This is a genomic window from Absiella sp. AM29-15, assembly GCF_003434225.1.
Taxonomy (GTDB): Bacteria; Bacillota_I; Bacilli_A; order Erysipelotrichales; family Erysipelotrichaceae; genus Hoskinsella; species Hoskinsella hominis.
In genome coordinates this window covers 36,830-55,221 of the sequence record NZ_QVFL01000007.1, presented here as the reverse complement: position 1 = coordinate 55,221, position 18,392 = coordinate 36,830, and the positions used below count along the sequence as shown (strand labels likewise).

At 36.0% G+C, this 18,392-nt stretch carries 16 protein-coding genes; 1 reads left to right on the top strand and 15 read right to left on the bottom strand.

Annotation, left to right across the window (positions count from 1 at the left end; translation table 11 throughout):
• Positions 1-5: 5 nt before the first annotated feature.
• Positions 6-1,124 carry a PDDEXK nuclease domain-containing protein gene (locus DW761_RS08720; RefSeq protein WP_233511919.1) on the top strand — a complete coding sequence of 373 codons (1,119 nt, stop codon included), beginning with the start codon at positions 6-8 and terminating at the stop codon, positions 1,122-1,124.
• Between the two features lie 107 nt (positions 1,125-1,231).
• Here the strand turns inward: DW761_RS08720 and DW761_RS08715 are convergent, their stop codons facing one another.
• The 15 genes from DW761_RS08715 to DW761_RS08645 form a co-directional block, all read right to left on the bottom strand.
• The gene (locus DW761_RS08715) at positions 1,232-2,560 is read right to left on the bottom strand and encodes an MATE family efflux transporter (protein ID WP_117517617.1); all 1,329 of its coding nucleotides are present in this window, start codon (positions 2,558-2,560) and stop codon (positions 1,232-1,234) included.
• A 56-nt stretch (positions 2,561-2,616) separates the two neighbouring features.
• Entirely contained in the window at positions 2,617-3,603 is a 987-nt protein-coding gene (locus tag DW761_RS08710) for an aldo/keto reductase (RefSeq protein ID WP_117517615.1), read from the bottom strand.
• A gap of 173 nt (positions 3,604-3,776) precedes the next feature.
• Positions 3,777-4,796, bottom strand: coding sequence for a PfkB family carbohydrate kinase (locus tag DW761_RS08705; protein WP_199485616.1), 1,020 nt, complete (start codon positions 4,794-4,796; stop codon positions 3,777-3,779).
• 1 nt (position 4,797) lies between these two features.
• On the bottom strand, positions 4,798-5,763 hold the full coding sequence (locus tag DW761_RS08700) for a bifunctional 4-hydroxy-2-oxoglutarate aldolase/2-dehydro-3-deoxy-phosphogluconate aldolase (protein WP_117517612.1): 966 nt from the start codon (positions 5,761-5,763) through the stop codon (positions 4,798-4,800).
• Positions 5,756-7,489, bottom strand: coding sequence for a dihydroxy-acid dehydratase (gene ilvD, locus DW761_RS08695; RefSeq protein ID WP_117517610.1), 1,734 nt, complete (start codon positions 7,487-7,489; stop codon positions 5,756-5,758). The genes DW761_RS08700 and ilvD overlap by 8 nt, the downstream gene beginning before the upstream one ends.
• Positions 7,490-7,613: 124 nt before the next feature.
• Positions 7,614-8,306, bottom strand: a complete 693-nt coding sequence (locus DW761_RS08690) for a FadR/GntR family transcriptional regulator (RefSeq protein WP_117517607.1) — start codon at positions 8,304-8,306, stop codon at positions 7,614-7,616.
• Between the two features lie 87 nt (positions 8,307-8,393).
• Positions 8,394-9,719, bottom strand: a complete 1,326-nt coding sequence (locus tag DW761_RS08685; protein ID WP_117452531.1) for a 6-phospho-alpha-glucosidase — start codon at positions 9,717-9,719, stop codon at positions 8,394-8,396.
• A gap of 39 nt (positions 9,720-9,758) precedes the next feature.
• Complete coding sequence (locus DW761_RS08680) at positions 9,759-10,679, bottom strand: AEC family transporter (RefSeq protein ID WP_117517605.1); 921 nt, start codon at positions 10,677-10,679, stop codon at positions 9,759-9,761.
• A gap of 72 nt (positions 10,680-10,751) precedes the next feature.
• Positions 10,752-11,306: a hypothetical protein gene (locus DW761_RS08675; protein WP_117517603.1), complete on the bottom strand. Its 555-nt coding sequence runs from the start codon at positions 11,304-11,306 to the stop codon at positions 10,752-10,754.
• A gap of 30 nt (positions 11,307-11,336) precedes the next feature.
• Complete coding sequence (locus DW761_RS08670; RefSeq protein ID WP_117452534.1) at positions 11,337-12,665, bottom strand: 6-phospho-alpha-glucosidase; 1,329 nt, start codon at positions 12,663-12,665, stop codon at positions 11,337-11,339.
• A gap of 17 nt (positions 12,666-12,682) precedes the next feature.
• A complete protein-coding gene (locus tag DW761_RS08665; RefSeq protein ID WP_117517601.1) occupies positions 12,683-14,302 on the bottom strand; it encodes an alpha-glucoside-specific PTS transporter subunit IIBC in 1,620 nt (539 codons plus the stop codon).
• Between the two features lie 179 nt (positions 14,303-14,481).
• Positions 14,482-15,357 carry an HAD family hydrolase gene (locus DW761_RS08660; RefSeq protein ID WP_158553778.1) on the bottom strand — a complete coding sequence of 292 codons (876 nt, stop codon included), beginning with the start codon at positions 15,355-15,357 and terminating at the stop codon, positions 14,482-14,484.
• Positions 15,344-15,826 carry a PTS sugar transporter subunit IIA gene (locus tag DW761_RS08655; RefSeq protein ID WP_117517597.1) on the bottom strand — a complete coding sequence of 161 codons (483 nt, stop codon included), beginning with the start codon at positions 15,824-15,826 and terminating at the stop codon, positions 15,344-15,346. Before DW761_RS08655 ends, DW761_RS08660 begins: the two co-directional genes overlap by 14 nt.
• Before the next feature lie 130 nt (positions 15,827-15,956).
• Positions 15,957-16,730, bottom strand: coding sequence for a MurR/RpiR family transcriptional regulator (locus DW761_RS08650; protein WP_117517595.1), 774 nt, complete (start codon positions 16,728-16,730; stop codon positions 15,957-15,959).
• Positions 16,731-16,880: 150 nt separating this feature from the next.
• Complete coding sequence (locus DW761_RS08645; protein ID WP_117517593.1) at positions 16,881-18,209, bottom strand: 6-phospho-alpha-glucosidase; 1,329 nt, start codon at positions 18,207-18,209, stop codon at positions 16,881-16,883.
• Positions 18,210-18,392: the final 183 nt, after the last annotated feature.

The following is an 18,392-nucleotide window of genomic DNA, read 5'->3' as shown; positions in this document are numbered from 1 at the left end:
TGCGAATGCTTGAAACGATAGTTTCATCGAACAAGAAGCCCCACTTCTATGCTTTGCATAAGTGGTGGGAGTACGTCACTCAACTTATTGAAGTTGAGAAAACAGATGATATTGTTTCTGATTTAAAGAATATTATTGATTTATCACAAAAACAGGCATATCAAGCAATTAATACGGCTTTAGTTTATCGAAACTGGTTAATTGGATATAGAATAGCTGAAGAAGAACTAAAGGATGAAGATCGTGCTGAATATGGAACAACACTTATAAGAAAATTATCAAAAGAACTTACAAATGAGTATGGTAAAGGATATACAAAAACAAATCTTTACAGTTTTTATTCTTTCTATAAAATGTATCCAAACATTTTCCACTCAGTGAGTGGAAAATCTGTTCCATTGCTCAGCTGGACTCATTATCGTACTCTAATACAAGTAAAAGATGATAAAGCACGTAACTGGTATGAGAATGAAGCAATTGAACAAACTTGGAGTGTTAGAATCTTGCAACGTAATATTTCATCACAATATTATTATCGTTTATTAAAATCTCAAGTAAAAGAACCAGTAATCGAAGAAATGAAACAACTTACAGGTAATAGTAAATATGATAAGTTAGAATTTATTAAAAATCCAGTGATTGCAGAATTCTTGTCTTTATCAACTGATACATCATTTACTGAAACACAGCTTGAATCAAGTATTATTAGTAATCTTCAAAAATTCTTAATGGAACTTGGAAAAGGATATGCATTTATCTCCAGGCAACAACATATTCATACAGAAAAACAAGATTATTTTATTGACTTAGTTTTCTATAATTACTATTTAAAATGTTTTGTGCTAATTGATTTGAAAACAGAAAAAGTAACACATCAAGATATAGGACAAATGGATATGTATGTAAGAATGTATGATGAATTAAAGCGTACAGAAGGAGATAACCCTACTATTGGTATTATTTTATGTTCAGAAACAGATGAAGATATTGCTCGTTATTCAGTTTTAAAAGGAAATGAACAGTTATTTGCAAGTAAGTATAAACTATATTTGCCTACTGATGAAGAATTAAGAGCTGAAATTGAAGCGCAAAAGACAATATTTAAATTACAACATAATGAATAAATAAAAACGACTAATTAAGAAATAGATTCTTGGTTAGTCGTTATCTATATAAAATCACAACTAATTCAATTGAAATAAACTGCAATATTTCCCCTCATATGAAATATTTATGATATCACACGAAAACTCTGCCATTTTTTAGAACGGAAACGATAATAGAATAAACAACCTCTGATTACCCAGTCTAAACACATCGCCAAGGCAATACCAATCACACCCAGATTACATACAATACCTAGAATATATGAGAAAATAAATCTACCAAATATTGTTGAACAAATGGATACAATCATCGTAAATTTCACATCACCAGTTGCTCTTAATCCATCACTTAATGGCCCAGAGAATGGGAATACAAATGCATTACATACATTGTGTATCAAGACCAATAAGAACACCAGCTGTTTTGTTTCTTCAGTTAATGCATAGAAGTGCAGGATCAGTGGCATAGCAAACAGAATCAAAGCATTCCATATGATTGATATTATAAAGGTAATCTTCAACAGCTTTTTGAAATACATCTCAGCCTGTACAATATCATGATCACCCATCACTCTTCCAATGACAGTGATAAATACTGGACTCATACTAATTCCTGTAAGTGCAGCAAGTGACCAGATACTTTGCGCAACACCATTGGCAGCAATTTGATAGGTTCCAAATAATGCCACAATACTGCTTAACGCCACTTTCACAAGTTGGAAGATACCACTTTCGATACCATTTGGAATCGCAATACTTAATATTCTTTTCAATAAATCTTTATGCCAACTGATGATCCATTTGATTTGATAATATACCATATTCTTTTTATCAAAACACATTATGGTAATCACAACGGCAGAAAAGATTCTTGCCAGTAAAGAGGGATATGCGACACCGGCAACACCGGCATGTAAAACAAATGCCCCAATACAATTTCCAATAACATTAATGATATTAGAACCAATAGAAATATACATCGTTGTTTTCGTTTTCCCAAAACTACGATAAACAGCAGCACCAGCATTATATACGGCAAGTGCTGGATAAGAGTAAATAGAGATACGTAAATATGTCATGCAGGATGCCATTACAGCAGACTCAACATTTCCAAATAATAAACTTAATATGGAACGTGCATTTATCAGAATACACAAGGATATTACAATGGAGAAAAGGGTAGAAAACATCAATAGCTGACTTGCGGACATGCCCGCATGTGTACTGTCTTTTCTTCCGATATATTGACTAATGACAACAGCTCCCCCTGATGCCAGTGCCGTGAAAAGATAAATGAATACCGTATTAAACATATTGACCAAGGATACCCCGGAAACAGCGGCTTCTCCCGCAAAACTTATGATAAATGTATCCGCAAGACCAACCAGCATCACCAGCAGCTGTTCCATAAACAAGGGGAGTATCATTTTCTTTAAATCTTGATTTGTGAACATAAATTACCTTCCCTTTTCTATAAATTTGCGCAAATAAAAGGAAGTATCAATTCTTCCTATTTATTTTGTGCCATCACACCAACAAGTGGATGTGGTTTGTATAATTCTTCCAAATAGTTGATTTCATCTTCAGATAACTTCAGATCAACTGCCTTTACAGCGCCATCAATATGATGTAATTTTGTCGCACCAACAACTGGTGAAGTGGCTTTTGTTAGTAGCCAAGCAAGCGATATTTCTGTCATAGACACATTTCTTTTTTCCGCAAGCTCTTCTACTCTTTTGATGATTTGTAAATCTATATCTGCACTTGCATCATATTTCCCTTTCGCAAATTGATCTTCAACCAACCGTTTTGATTGTTCTCCTGCTTTCTTTGCCAAACGACCAGAAGCTAATGCACTGTATGGTGTTAATGCGATATTTCCTTCTTTACAATAAGGTACCATTTCTCTTTCTTCTTCTCTAAATATCAGATTATAATGCCCCTGAATAGAAATAAATTCTTCCCAGCCATTTGCTCTGGCAATCATATTCGCCTTCGCCAGTTGATAAGCGTAACAATTAGAAATACCAATATATCTTACTTTTCCCTGTTGAATCACACGATGTAGTCCTTCCATGATTTCTTCAATTGGTGTATGGTAATCCCACATATGATAGATATATAAATCCACATATTCCATGCCTAAGCGTTCTAAGCTTGCATTTAGACAGTTTTCTACGTGTTGTTGGCCAGAAATATGTTGGTTGATTTCCTCCTGTGTTCTTGGCGAGAACTTTGTCGCAATGATTACATCTTCCCGTTTTGCGAGTTCTTTAATTGCTTTTCCCAGATAGATTTCACTTGTACCACTTTGATATGCCATTGCTGTATCAAAAAAATTGATACCAGATTCCAATGCATGCTGGATAATCTTTTTACTATCCTCATATGGAAGTGTCCATGTGTGCATGCCTTGTTTTGCATCACCAAATCCCATACAGCCTAGACATATTCTTGATACCTGTAAATCTGAATTACCTAATGTGATATATTCCATTGTTATCCTCCTATTACTTTACAATGATATTGTAATGCGAAGTTCTCAATAAATCTAATACTTCATTTCTATTTACAATCATGCTTTTCAGGCATGATATCTTAGAAGAAAGCGGAAGTGAGGAATGCTTAATATAAAAAATATGGAATGTATAAACATCCCATATGATTGAATTATCGTTGTACTCTGCCTGAGCCATCGCCATTGGCTAGATTTTCTACTTCTTTTACACTGACTCGATTATAATCTCCTTCAATACTGTGTTTTAAACAGCTTGCCGCTACCGCAAATTCTATTGTATCCTGCGGCTTTTTCTTCATAAGCATCGCATAGATCAAACCTGCGCCAAAGGAATCTCCACCACCGACACGATCAACGATGTGTACAGGGTATTTCTTTGAGAAATAGGCTTCATCATTTGTATATAGCATCGCTGCCCAGTTGTTGTCGGATGCAGAAATACTTTCACGTAAGGTAATAGCTACTGCTTTACATCCAAAACGTTTCTTTAATTGTTTTGCGACATCGATATATCCTTCCTGATTTAACTGACCACTTGTGATATCCGTATTGCTTGCTTTGATACCAAATACTTTTTCAGCATCTTCTTCATTCGCGATGCATACATCCACATATTGCATTAGCTCACCCATGACTTGTCCTGCTTTTTCACTTGTCCATAATTTCTTACGGAAGTTTAAATCACAGGAAATCATGACACCTTTTTCTTTAGCGGCTTTACATGCTTCTAGTGTGATAGTGGCAACAGTATCGCTTAATGCTGGTGTGATTCCGGTGAAATGAAACCAATCTGCACCTTCAAATATTTCAGACCAGTTGAAATCTTCTGGTTTTGCTTCTGCGATGGCAGAATGTGCACGATCATAAATGACCTGTGATGCACGCTGACTGGCACCTTTCTCCAAATAATAGATACCAACACGATCTCCACCACGGGTAATCATAGAAGTATCAACACCATATTTTCTTAGATCATTTACAGCACACTGTCCTATATCATGCATTGGCAGTTTTGTGACAAAAGCCACGTCCTGTCCATAATTAGCAAGTGATACTGCGACATTGGCTTCTCCACCCCCAAAGGTTGCCTCGAAGTCGTTTGCCTGGGTAAAACGATAATAGCCATGTGGTGCTAATCGCAGCATGATTTCTCCAAACGTAATAACTTTCATATTAATTTTTCTCCTTTACTAGATGAAGCGCAAAGCCATGCACTTCTTCATTTGCGTAAATAAATGTCAAATGCCCATTTGCATCATAAACCGCACTGTTCTCATCAAATGTAAATCCTGCCTGTTTTAGATAGAAAACCGCACGCTCCACATTGCTGGTCGAATATGCCAAATGCCCTATTTTTCCATAAGCTGGTTTCTTCATAAGCTCAACATCTCCAACGAAGATGGATTTTTCACGATCATCTGATGCTTCATAACTGAATTTATTTAATATATCTGCACATAGATCACTTTGATCTTCTGCATTAATACCTACATGTGCTAATTTCAAATTCAACATTTTCTTTACTGCAGTTCTTGTTAAATGTTCTATCTGATCAAAATCTTTTGTTTTAATCAACTCTTTTGGTACCATCCATGTACCACCACAAGCAATGATTTTATCAAAGGATAAATATGCGGATAAGTTATTTTCATTTACACCCCCTGTTGGCATAAAGCGTAAATCTTTATATGGCGCAGACATAGCCTTAATCGCTTTGATACCGCCATTTGCCTCTGCAGGAAAGAATTTTACGATAGATAGACCCAGTTCTATTGCTTTTTCTAAATCACTAGGCGTTGCACAGCCAGGTAAAATAGGCACCTGTTTTTCTAAACAGTAAGAAACAATCGCTGGATTCAAGCCAGGACTTACAATAAACTGCGCACCGGCATCTAATGCGGAATCTACTTGTTCCTTTGTCAGAACTGTACCAGCCCCAATAATCATATCTGGACATGCTTTTTTCATTTCTATCATGGCATCATGGGCACATGCTGTACGATAGGTGACCTCCGCAATCGCAAGACCGCCTTTACATAAAGCCTTTGCTAATCCTGATGCAGCTTCTACATCATCTAATGCAATCACTGGTACAATTCCTAATTCGTATATTCTTTTCATTAATGCTATATTATTCATTCTCTTTTCTCCATTCCATTCCTCCACCATTCATTGGAGAACTTGCTAATTGTGTATAAATTGATAGAATTCCTTTTTCATATTTTGCTTTCTTTGGCTTCCAGTTTTGTTTACGCTGTGCAAGTATTTCATCAATTTCTTTATCACTCATCATCTCACCATGAATACCAACAATGGCTAGTTTACGTTCTTTTACACTGATTTGAATTAAGTCACCATCTTCTACAAGAGCGATTGGTCCACCTTCTTGTGCTTCTGGTGATACATGTCCAATGGCAGGACCTTTTGATGCACCTGAAAATCTTCCATCTGTGATCAATGCGATGGATGCACTTAATTCTGGATCAGAGGCAATGGCTTCGGTAGTATAAAACATCTCTGGCATACCACTGCCTTTTGGACCTTCATATCTGATAAATACGGCATCTCCAGGCTGGACTTTTTTCTTTATAATGGCATCAATAGCATCTTCTTCACAATCAAATACACGGGCTTTTAATATCGTTTCCTGCATAGGTTTTGGCACTACAGAGTGCTTCATGACAGAACCAAGTGGCGCAAGATTTCCTTTTAATACTGCGATTGTTCCATTTTCTCCAATTGGATGATCATAAGGGAAAATCACATCTTCTTTTTTTATGCCTGTTTTTTCTAACAAGGCAGCACATCGCTCATAGTATCCATTCTTTTTCAAATCTTCTAAGTTTTCTCCCAATGTTTTGCCTGTTACCGTCATGACATCCAAATGCAGCTGGTCTTTGATTTCTTCCATCACTGCTGGAACTCCTCCTGCATAATAAAAATATTGTGCAGGCCATTTTCCTGCTGGTCGGATATTTAATATATAATGTGCCCCTCGATGAAGTCGATCAAAGCTGTCACTATCTAATTCAATACCAAATTCTTTTGCGATTGCTGGTAAATGCAACAGACTATTGGTAGAACCAGATATTGCCGCATGTACTTTAATGGCGTTTTCAAATGATTTCCATGTAACGATATCACTAGGCTTTATATCATGTTCCGCAAGCCAAACTGCTTGTTTCCCAGCTTTTTCTGCTACATCTTTTAAATCTTCGCAAGTCGCTGGCATCAAGGCACTACCTGGTAACATCAAGCCCAATGCTTCCGCCATAATTTGCATCGTAGAAGCAGTCCCCATAAAACTACATGCCCCACAACTTGGACAGGCATGGTGTTTATAATATAGAAATTCTTCTTCGCTAATTTCTCCACGCTGTGCCATTGCACTATAGGCACCAATTTGTTCAAGTGTTAATAGATGAGGACCAGCTTCCATCACACCTCCTGTCACAAATATACAAGGGATATTATTTCTTCCGGCTGCCATCAAATGGGCAGGCATTCCTTTATCACATGAAGCGATATACACAGCACCATCAAATGGTGTAGCCTGCGCATGTGTTTCAATCATTGCCGCAATTAAATCACGTGAAGCTAAAGAATAATTAATCCCATCGTGTCCTTGGGACTGTCCATCACAGATATCTGTTGTAAAGTATCTGGCACCCTTACCATTGGCCTTTTTGATTCCTTCGCATGCTTTCTCTACGAGTGTAAATAAATGTGCACTGCCTGGATGGGAATCCCCAAAGGTACTTTCTACCATGATTTGTGTTTTAGATAAATCATCAATACTCCATCCCATTCCTATTCTTAAGGGATCCATTTCTGGTGCTATCTTTCTTATTTCCTGACTTTTCATATCCATCCTCCGCAAGACATATGACGTCTTATGTCTATATTGTAATCGCTTTTCTTATAGACACAATAGCGCAAAGAAAAAAAGTAAGATATTCCACTTTCTGTGAAATTTCTCACTTTTTTTATCATTTTTGAATCATCTTTTTTGCGCATCTTTGATTCTCATCAATGTGTTTTTTCATTGCATTATAAGCTCCTTGTTCATCATGTGCCGCAATACAATTTACAATCTCTCGATGCGTATGAATGGTTTCTTCTTTTAATATTGATTGTGTTAAAGAAATAGATGTTGTTACACCAACACTGATAATTGGAATCAAATTAGATATTACCAGATTATCTGTACAGTTTGCGATTAGTGTATGAAATTTAATATCTGCCTGTGTATGATCCTTGTTTTCTTTTAACTGTGCTTCTATTACATCACAAAGCTTTTTTAATTCGCTGATTTGTTCATCACTTGCTGTTTTGGCAGCACACTTTGCCATATTGGGTTCTATCCATGAGCGTAACTCTAAAGTATCTAAAAATAACTTTTCTTTATCTTCAACATAATTAAATCCCAATGGATCATCAATTTGCCCTGTATGTTCACTTACAAATGTACCAATCCCCCGCTTAATTACTAAAACGTTTCTGGAAACTAATATCTTAACCGCTTCACGCACCGTACCTCTGCCTACATTTAAAGCCTCCATTAATTCCATCTCACTTGGTAATTTATCTCCAGGATGCAATTGCCTGTCTTTGATTAAATCGTTGATTTGATCTGCGACAGAGTCCGCCAATAGTTTCGTTTTATTCATTTTTTCTAACATGTGTATCCCTTCTCCCTATATACTTTCATTTTAGGGCAGATTACAATAGAAAGTCAATAAGCACACGAGAATGTGTGCTTATTGATCTTATTTTAATTCAGGGAAATAATCACCATTGGCTTCTATTAATTTATCTAATACTTCTCTGGCTTTTTTCGCATCATTAATCAAACGATTTAATGTTAATGCCTGTAAAGCTTTTTGATAAGAATGTTCAAAATATGCATCCACTGTCAATTTCTCATAAGCCACCTGCTGTTCCAGCAAGCCTTTATAGAAGGTTGGAATATTGCCAACACCCATTGGTCTTGGGCCATTTGCGCCTAATTCTGCCGCAACTTCAACCATAGCATCATCCTGCATGTTTGCGATCAAACCATTATTTTCTGTAATGATAATATGACGGTTATTGCGATTATATGCGATATCCATTGCGACATCAATCATAAATTCCGCATGTGCATCTTCATGGATATCCACAAGTCCTTTTGTTGTGCCTGCTTCGATAATCTTATTACATTCTTCAAACACACGTTTTTCACGGCCATTTCTTACTTCATCTGTACGTGTATATTCTGGATTTAAGTGTTCCAGTTTATAATATGGATATAGATAGTATTGATCATAAGAGTTTGGCAGGAATTCAGGGAAATCTTCCATCATTTGTTGTACATAGCCATATGTATCTAGCCAGGATTGATCACGCTGTTCAGCATCCTGTGGTAAAAAGCCACGTTCATGAATGATTTCTCTTAATTTTGGCAATAAATCTTCACCTGTTTCTACATTATATAAATGTGTAAACCAACCATAGTGATTTAAACCAAAGTATACAGGATCTAACAAGTGAAAGTCACACCCTAAAGAACGGCTGGCAGAACGTACAATATTTTCAGGCTGATCACAGATATTCAAGATTCGTTTATCGTCAGGGAATTCTCTGCGTAAAGCTTCTGCGACAATTGCTGCTGGATTGGAATAGTTTAAAATCCATGCTTCTGGTGCATATTTACGAATATCATATACCGCTTTAATCATTTCTTTTGTGGAACGAAGGCCATACGCAAAACCACCTGCGCCCACTGTTTCTTGACCAATTAATCCCATACGCAAAGGTATTTTTTCATCTAGTTCACGCATTGCATATTTCCCTACACGCATTTGCATGAATACAAAATCCATATCGGTATATGCTTCTTTGATATCTGTCGTATAAGAGAATTCTACCTCAGGTGCATTATCCTGAAACAACAGTTTTCCAAATTCTCCGATTGGTTTTTGACGTTCTCCATCAATATCAAATAATACCAGTTTATTTAATGGGAACTCTTTCTGCATTCTACAGAAGCTTTTTAAAAAGCCTGGTGTAAAGGTACTTCCTCCACCAACTATTACAATATTATATTTTTTCATTTTATTCACTCTCCATTTTAAATTTTATAATTTATTCATTTAAAACCCAGTAAGTATCATACAAAGTAAAGGTATGGATAAGATGGAACATACCGTAGTAAGGAATACTGTTTTACTTGATAACTGCACATTGCCATCATACACATTTGTCATAATCACAGCATTGGTTGCCACAGGCATCGCTAGTGTAATCGTCACAACATAAACCAAAATCTCATTTGTGACAAACATATGCATAATTCCATATACAATTAGTGGGAATAGTAATAATTTTAAGAATATAAACGGTATCACCTTTAAATCATCAAACACATGCTTCATATCCACATCCGCAAGGGATGAGCCGATAATCAACATGCCCAAAGGTGTTGTGATATTTCCTAAATATGTACAGCTTTGCCATATCATTTGTGGCTCTTTGATATCACATAAACATATAACACAGGCAATTAAAGCTGCCACAATACAGGGATTGATAAAGTCCTTCAGACTTGTTTTTGCTCGATGCCCGCCATTCACAAGAGATATTCCATAAGTATACATCAATACGTTGTGAGGCAGCTGAAATAAAGCTGCATAGATCAATGCACCTTCTCCAAATATTGCGGATATGACAGGAAATCCAATAAATCCTGCATTTGGAAATATAAACATAAATTTATAAAGTGAGCTATCCTCCTGTACATGTAAAATTTTATTAATGACAATAGAAATAGGTGGTAACAGCATATTCACACCAGATACAACAAGTAAAACATAAAATAGTTCCATACGATCATCAAAAGGACAGCCATTTTTGACAGAGGCGATAATCAAACCAGGAACACCTACTGTCATCACAAGCTTCGATAACATTTTATTTTCTGCTTTGCCAAGGATATGATAATGATTACATAAATATCCAACAATCATGAGAGAAAATAAAATAAACATCTGAAGAAAAATATTTGAAAAATCCATGAAAGGCTCTCCTTTCTTATCAAAAAGAGGAGTCTATAGAATACGCTTTCCATAAACTCCTCAAACAATCATTTATGCAAGAAAGTTTAAGCGAAGTGTTAAAAGAGTGATGAGTAAGAAGAAACAGAAGATGAAGATACTTCCACCCAGTTCTTTACCAACAAAAGATTTACTCATAGCCTGAAATGCAGATTTAAATGGTTTTTCATAAACATCCATCGCTTTATATAATACATAGGCGAACAAGCACAAGTAAAGAATATTCATAGAACATATCTGCGCAACCATTAAAATCGTAAGGTTTAAATAAACGCTCTCATAGTTTTCATATGCCAATAAACGTTTTCTCGTAAGAAACAGCATATACCCCACGAATGGATTTAGGAATGCGGCAATCATATTCAGATTCACAAGTGGATTTGTTTCGATAAGATTCATCATTGTGATTCCACTACTTGAAGCCTTCATTTGCATAGACATCACATATAGAAATGGTGCCATACAACAAAGAACAGTCCCAATCAACATGATTTTAGATAGTCTTTCAATTTTGGTTTGTTTTTTCTGTGCGATTTTTACTGCTTTTTTTGGTTTCTTCTGTGTTAATCTTATTGTATTTGTTTTCATATCTTCTTCAACCCTTCACTTTTTCTTTGCCTATTTTAATTCAGGCCAATATGCTTTATTTGCTTCGATTAAATCATCTAGAATTTGTTTTGCGACAGCTGCACTTGGAACGGTTTTTGATAAAGTAAGTGCCTGCCACAGTTTTTGATAGCTTCCTTCTATCCATGCTTCTACTACCAGTTTTTCCACACAAACCTGTTCGCTCATTAAACCTCTTTGGAATGTAGGAATCTTGCCCATTGCCATAGGTTCATAGCCATCTTTTCCAACGATACATGGAATCTCTACCATTGCGGTTGGATCAAAGTTTTCGATTGCACCATTATTTTCTACAATCAATAGCATACGTTCTTTTGTATTATAAGTCAATGCTTTCGCCAAGTCTACAATATAAGATGCATGTCCATTAATACTTAGTGTTGTGTCCTTTGCGCTACCTGCTTGTACGATACGTTCACATTCCCCAAAAATCTCTTTTTCTCTACCATCCATTACTTCATTTGCACGTGTATAATTTGGATTTGATTCTTTCACTACATAATCTGGGTATAGGTAATATTTCAAATAAGTATTCGGTAGTGTTTCAGGATCTAATGCATATACATCTTTTGCTTTTTTCATTGTGTCATCCCAACTGCTGCCCGGATGTTGTGGATCTACACCATCTTTTGAAGCATATCCATATTGTTTCACATGCTCTTTGATTTGTGGCATTAAATCGTTTCCTTCTTTATCTTTGATACTTGTCCACCAGCCAAAATGATTTAATCCATAATAACGTACTTCCATATCTTTACGTGATTCTAAACCAATGGCTTTTGCCATACGTGTTTCAATACCGATTGGCATATCACAGATATTGATAATCTTAGAATTAGGACGTAAGCGACGTGTCGCTTCTGCCACGATTGCTGCTGGATTAGAATAATTTAACATCCAAGCATTTGGTGAATATTTTTCCATGTAGTCAAGGATTTCAATAACGCCACCGATAGAACGCATACCATAAGCAATTCCACCAGGACCACAAGTTTCCTGTCCTACTACACCATATTTCAAAGGTATCTTTTCATCTTTTTCACGCATCGCATATAGACCTACACGAATATGTGCCATACAGAAATCTACATCTGTAAATGCTTCTTTTGGATCACATGTTGCGATAAAGTTAATTTCTGGATCACGCTCACGAATAATAATTTCACAAGCTTTTGCGACTTTATCCTGACGTTCTTCATTATTATCATAAAACTTAATCTGACGAATTGGGAATTCATCTGCGTGTTCTAGTAACATCATAACGATTCCAGGAGTGAAGGTAGACCCTCCTCCTGCAATCACGATTGAACTTTTTTTCATAGGTATAAACCTCTTTTCTATTTTAATAAATTTTCAAATTCTTCTCGTACACTTGGAACACTTAAACCTACAATTACCTGTAAAGCTTTCCCCTTGTGTACCAAACCATGAGCACCTGCTTTTTTGAATACTGCAAGTGGAGCGACGATACTATCATCTTTTACTGTTACACGTAAACGTGTTGCACAGTTTGTGACATCCTGAATGTTATCTTTACCGCCCAGTGCTTCTAAGAATGCAGCGGCTTTTGCGGCATTGCCACCTTCTACTTTTACATCTTCTTTTGGATCATTACTTGTGTCTTCATCACTGCCTGGAACTGTTCCTGCAGCTTTTGCGGCTTTATATTCTTTTTTAGATACTAATTTTACTTCTTCATCATCATCTTCACGTCCTGGTGTCGCAAGATTCATTTTCAAAATCATGAAACGGAATACGATAAACCAAATACCACTAAATACTAGACCAATGACTACCTGAATCACATATGTCATACCATGTGTTGCCCCTAATGGTAACCAGTTTAATGCTGCCCAGTTGATTAAACCACTTGAGAATTCCCCAGATACACCAGCCATAAATTCCACCATGGCAAGTGTTGCGGCAAGTAATGCATGTACAAAGAATAATACTGGTGCGATAAATAAGAATGTAAATTCAATAGGTTCTGTGATACCAGCAAATGCAGCTGTTAATGCGACTGGAAGCATCAAACCTAAGACTTCTTTTTTCTTGTTTGGTTTTGCGGTTACATAGAATGCAGCCCCAATTCCAATAGGTGCGAATACTTTTGAGTGTCCATACAGTGCAAATCCACCAGCAGGGAATAATGTTGATAAGCTTTCTGTAGATTTCGCAAATTCTGGTAAACCTAATGCCCAAGCTGCTTTGAATCCGCCCTCAACTACAATTGATTCATAAGCCATTGGCATATAGATGAAGTGATGTAATCCAGTTGGAATTAAGATACGTTCACAGAATGTATATACCCAAATTCCTAATGCACCACTTGAAATAAAGAAGCTCTGCATACCTGCGATTAAGCTCTGTACTCTTGGCCAGATTGCCATAAATAAGAATGCAACTGGAATCATTACGAAGAATCCGATTAAGCAGATAAATGATGATCCTTTGAATACCCCTAACCATTCAGGCAGCTCTGTATCGAAATAACGATTATGTAAGAATACAACAATACCTGCGATTGCCAAAGCACCAATCATACCTGTATCTAATGTTTTGATACTTGCGATGGATGCTAAACCAGTTCCACTTGCTGCTTCAATACTGAAATCAACACCAAAGCTGGATCCCCAGTTTGTCAACATGGCTGCTAACATATAGTTGAATGTTAAGTAAAGAACAAATGCTTCCATACAAGCACGTGCATTTTGTTTTTTCGCTAACCCGATTGGTAAAGCAATCACGAACAATAACGGTACTTGTCTAAATAGTGTCCATGCTCCTTCCTTAATTACATACCAGAACTGATACCACCCAGTTTCTGGAGCAGCAATACTGCCGATAATCATCTCTGATTGGAATACGGTACATAAACCAACCATGATTCCTGAGAAGGCAAATAATAGTACGGGTGTAAACATTGCCCCTCCGAATCTTTGAATCTTTTGCATCATAAATTCATGTCTCCTTTTCTTCTTGTCAAATCACTTTGTTCTCTTGACGTAATACATCATACCACATGTGTAATCGTTTACAATATTTCAAACATCTTCTGTTTTCATGTCCATTTGTAGAAATTTTTCACAATTTTTGGAATATTATCCAGTACCAGAAAAAAAAGAAAAACCAGTGTTTACTGGTTAAAAAAGTTATGTAAAAATACCGCAATTCCTTCCTCATCATTGGACTTTGTGATATAAGATGCCGCTGATTTCGTTGATGGAAAGGCATTTTCCATTGCCACCCCATAAGGTATAATGGATAACATCTCATCATCATTGTTACTATCGCCAAAAGCAATGACCTGGTCCAAATGGATATCCAATTGATCACAAAGTGATAACAATGCCTGTGCCTTACTTACATGGATATCTGTGATTTCCAAAGAACCTTCACTAAGGTAAAAATAATTAAATTTTTCAGGATACTTTTTACGAATGGCATCTTCTGCCCTGTGCAAAATCTTAGGATTACCTCTGATACATAGTTTATTGGCGGCATTATGAATATGATTCTCTAAGTGCTCAACCATATTTGCATTTCTTGCCATATAAGCAAATTGACGCAATCTTACCACTTTAGATGCACGCATTGGTCGATAAAGACGTTTCGCGATTTCCCTTTTGATTGCCAAAGGTAGTGTATAACTACATGCATAGTTGCCTTTTTGAGAAACGATCACAAACAAATGCATCGCATGCGCAATCTTAATCATTTCTGATATGGCATCTGGAGGTACTTGTGGAAACTGAATATTTACATCCTTCTTTACATGATAAATGCCAGCACCATTGCCATGCAACAGATAACCATCATAGCGTTTTAATTCTAATTCATCCACAATGCTCTTTAATTCAAAAGGTGCTCTCCCACTACAAATCGCAATCTTCACTCCTTGTTGTTGGAGTTTCATCAATATCTTCTTTGTTTCATTACCTATTTTTCCTTTGCTGTTAAATAAAGTTCCATCCACATCACAGGCAATTAATTTTATATTACGCAAGTTCAAGAATATCGCTATCCTTTACCTTTACCTGTTCTCCAACATGATAAGAAACGATTTGTTTATCTAGTGGATTTATTACAATGACTGGTGTAATCAATGGAATATTTTCTTTTTCCATAAATGCGCGATCTACCTTAATAATCGGCTCCCCTGCCTTTACCTTATCATTCACATTCTTTAATACCTCAAAGCCTTGTCCTTTCAAGTTTACTGTTTCCAAACCACAATGCACCAGAACTTCAATTCCTTCAGGACTCGTCATTCCAAATGCATGGTGTGAATCAATCAACATGGTTATTGTGCCATCAATTGGTGCGCATAAAACATCTCCAGTTGGTTCAATCGCAATACCATCGCCCATCATCTTTTCTGAAAATACTTCATCAGGTACCTCACTCAAATCCTTACATACACCATCGATTGGTGCTTTGATCGTAAAATTTTTACTTTTCTTTTTAAATATTGAAAACATATCTTATACCTCTCCTTCTTCATGGCTGCATTATATCATGAAGGAATCTATGTTTCCTTGTTCTGGATTGTTTTCGTATTGATATACATTCTTCGTTCTTTTTCACAAAAAGTGGAATTTCTTCCACTTTTCATTTACTTTCTTCTATTGACTTGTTATGTTGATACATTGCATATCTTAAAAACAACATTTCTACTACAAAGAAAAACATAGTTACCGGTTCAAATCTATGGTTTTCAATCATAATCGGTTTTGACATAGATGAAAAATATACTGCGACATCCGCTAATTCAGCTAATGTATTATGTTGCATTCTTGTGATTGTAACAATTTTACAATCTTTCTCTTTTAATTGTTTCCCAAACTTGCATATCTGGGCACTTTCCCCACCCAATGAGAAAAGAAAAACAACATCCCCTTCTCTTAAATTATTCAATAAAAATCCTATCTCTGCAGTCCCATTGATCATATAAACAATAACATTCAGCTTAAACATCAAGCGTTTTAATTCTCTGACCGCAGATTGTTGAATCACGCCACTGCCATATGCAAAGATTCTTTTCGCATGATAAATCTCATCGCAGACTTTATCTAAATTTTGTTCTGTAAAACTTTGAATGCCTTTGATATAGCTTTGAGATATAGAATCAATCTTTTCATCCGTTAATTCATTTTCTTCAACATTTTCCATTCTTAAATAGAATTTCAATTCACTGAATCCCTGTAGAGATATTTTTTTCGCAAACCGTAAAATTCCTGTTCTAGAAACATTGCACTTCTCTGCCACTTCTTCAATCGTCATTGCTGCACATTCTCTTTTATGATTGGCAATATAGCCCCATATGTGTAAATCATTCATGTTTAAATCATCATAATGCTGATTCACCAACTCATCAAGCTTCATATTTTCATCTCCATATATAACGCCACTTTTTATTATAACAGTTTTTCTTGTGTTTTTAGAATTTTAAAAAATTAATTAATATTTTATTCTTGTTTTTAAGAATATACAAAAAATAGGAAAAGGCGTTTCTGACTTTTCCTATCTTTTTCACTATTTCAATGTTGGCCAGTAATCTTTATTTGCTTCAATTAAATCATCTAAAATCTGTTTAGCTACAGATGCACTAGGTACTGTTTTAGATAATGTAATGGCCTGCCATAATTTCTGATAGCTTCCTTCTATCCATGCTTCCACAACCAGCTTTTCAACACATGCCTGTTCTGTCATTAAACCTCTTTGGAAGGTAGGAATTTTTCCCATTGCTAATGGTTCTGGGCCATCTTTTCCTACAATACAAGGGATTTCTACCATCGCTGTTGGATCAAAGTTTTCAATTGCACCATTATTTTCAACAATCAACAACATTCTTTCTTTTGTATTAAATGCAATTGCACAAGCTAAGTCAACGATAAAGCTTGCATGAACACCAACAGCAAATTCATTGCCTTTCATCGTACCATTCTCTACGATTTTTGCGGCCTGACCAAATACTGTTTTTTCACGTCCATCCATGACCTCATTTGCACGTGTATAGTTAGGATCAGAATGTTTTACTACATAATCTGGATATAAATAATATTTCAAATAAGTAGAAGGCAGAGTATTAGGATCTAATGCAAACACATCTTTTGCCTTTGTATATGTTTCCTGCCAGCTTGCATCTTTGTGCTGGAAATCTTCTGTATTGACAGCATAGCCATATTGAGAAATATGTTCTTTCAATTTTGGCATTAAATCATTGCCATCTTCATCTTTGATACTTGTCCACCATCCAAAGTGGTTCAATCCATAATAACGGATTTCCATTTCTTTACGTGATTGTAAACCTAAAATTGTTGCCATTGTTGTTTCAAGACCTACTGGCATATCACAAATATTGATAATACGTTTACCAGGGCGTAAACGACGAGTTGCTTCCGCTACGATGGCAGCTGGATTAGAATAGTTTAATAACCATGCATCTGGAGAATATTTTTCCATATAATCTGCGATTTCAATTACTGGTCCAATAGAACGCATTCCATAAGCAATTCCACCAGGTCCACAAGTTTCCTGTCCGACAACGCCATATTTCAATGGAATCTTTTCATCAAGTTCTCTCATGGCATATAATCCAACACGGATATGTGCCATAACAAAATCAATACCTGTAAAGGCTGTTTCTGGATCTGTTGTATAATTAAATTCAATTTCTGGAGCTTTCTCTTTCATCATGATTGCACAAGCTTTTGCCAGTTTTTCCTGACGCTCTGCATTATTGTCATAAAGTGTGATTCTTTTAATTGGAAAGCGGTCCTGGTTTTCTAATAACATTAATACGATACCTGGAGTAAAAGTACTTCCTCCACCCGCAATACAAATAGATGATTTTCTTCTCATATAAATTCCTCCTATTTCATCTCTTTTTCTCGACTCCTATATATAACAACACTTTCCCTGCTTATTCAATGTTTCACACAGTCTTAGGTCCTGTGGCCTTTTTTCGTGATATTTCACAGAAACTGGAATTTAATTCAAAAGGATTTTTTTCTGTTTTTTTGTATGTTTTTGGAATAAGATTTC

Excerpts from the sequence above, each read along its gene's own strand:
- ilvD (WP_117517610.1), bottom strand. The coding sequence starts at position 7,489 with ATGAAAAGTCAGGAAATAAGAAAGATAGCACCAGAAATGGATCCCTTA.
- DW761_RS08680 (WP_117517605.1), bottom strand. The coding sequence starts at position 10,679 with ATGGATTTTTCAAATATTTTTCTTCAGATGTTTATTTTATTTTCTCTC.
- DW761_RS08645 (WP_117517593.1), bottom strand. The coding sequence starts at position 18,209 with ATGAGAAGAAAATCATCTATTTGTATTGCGGGTGGAGGAAGTACTTTT.
- DW761_RS08670 (WP_117452534.1), bottom strand. The coding sequence starts at position 12,665 with ATGAAAAAAAGTTCAATCGTGATTGCAGGAGGAGGGTCTACCTTCACT.
- DW761_RS08705 (WP_199485616.1), bottom strand. The coding sequence starts at position 4,796 with ATGAAAGTTATTACGTTTGGAGAAATCATGCTGCGATTAGCACCACAT.
- DW761_RS08710 (WP_117517615.1), bottom strand. The coding sequence starts at position 3,603 with ATGGAATATATCACATTAGGTAATTCAGATTTACAGGTATCAAGAATA.
- DW761_RS08720 (WP_233511919.1), top strand. The coding sequence starts at position 6 with ATGCTTGAAACGATAGTTTCATCGAACAAGAAGCCCCACTTCTATGCT.
- DW761_RS08715 (WP_117517617.1), bottom strand. The coding sequence starts at position 2,560 with ATGTTCACAAATCAAGATTTAAAGAAAATGATACTCCCCTTGTTTATG.
- DW761_RS08675 (WP_117517603.1), bottom strand. The coding sequence starts at position 11,306 with ATGAAAACAAATACAATAAGATTAACACAGAAGAAACCAAAAAAAGCA.
- DW761_RS08655 (WP_117517597.1), bottom strand. The coding sequence starts at position 15,826 with ATGTTTTCAATATTTAAAAAGAAAAGTAAAAATTTTACGATCAAAGCA.
- DW761_RS08665 (WP_117517601.1), bottom strand. The coding sequence starts at position 14,302 with ATGATGCAAAAGATTCAAAGATTCGGAGGGGCAATGTTTACACCCGTA.
- DW761_RS08650 (WP_117517595.1), bottom strand. The coding sequence starts at position 16,730 with ATGAAGCTTGATGAGTTGGTGAATCAGCATTATGATGATTTAAACATG.
- DW761_RS08685 (WP_117452531.1), bottom strand. The coding sequence starts at position 9,719 with ATGAAAAAATATAATATTGTAATAGTTGGTGGAGGAAGTACCTTTACA.
- DW761_RS08690 (WP_117517607.1), bottom strand. The coding sequence starts at position 8,306 with ATGTTAGAAAAAATGAATAAAACGAAACTATTGGCGGACTCTGTCGCA.
- DW761_RS08700 (WP_117517612.1), bottom strand. The coding sequence starts at position 5,763 with ATGAATAATATAGCATTAATGAAAAGAATATACGAATTAGGAATTGTA.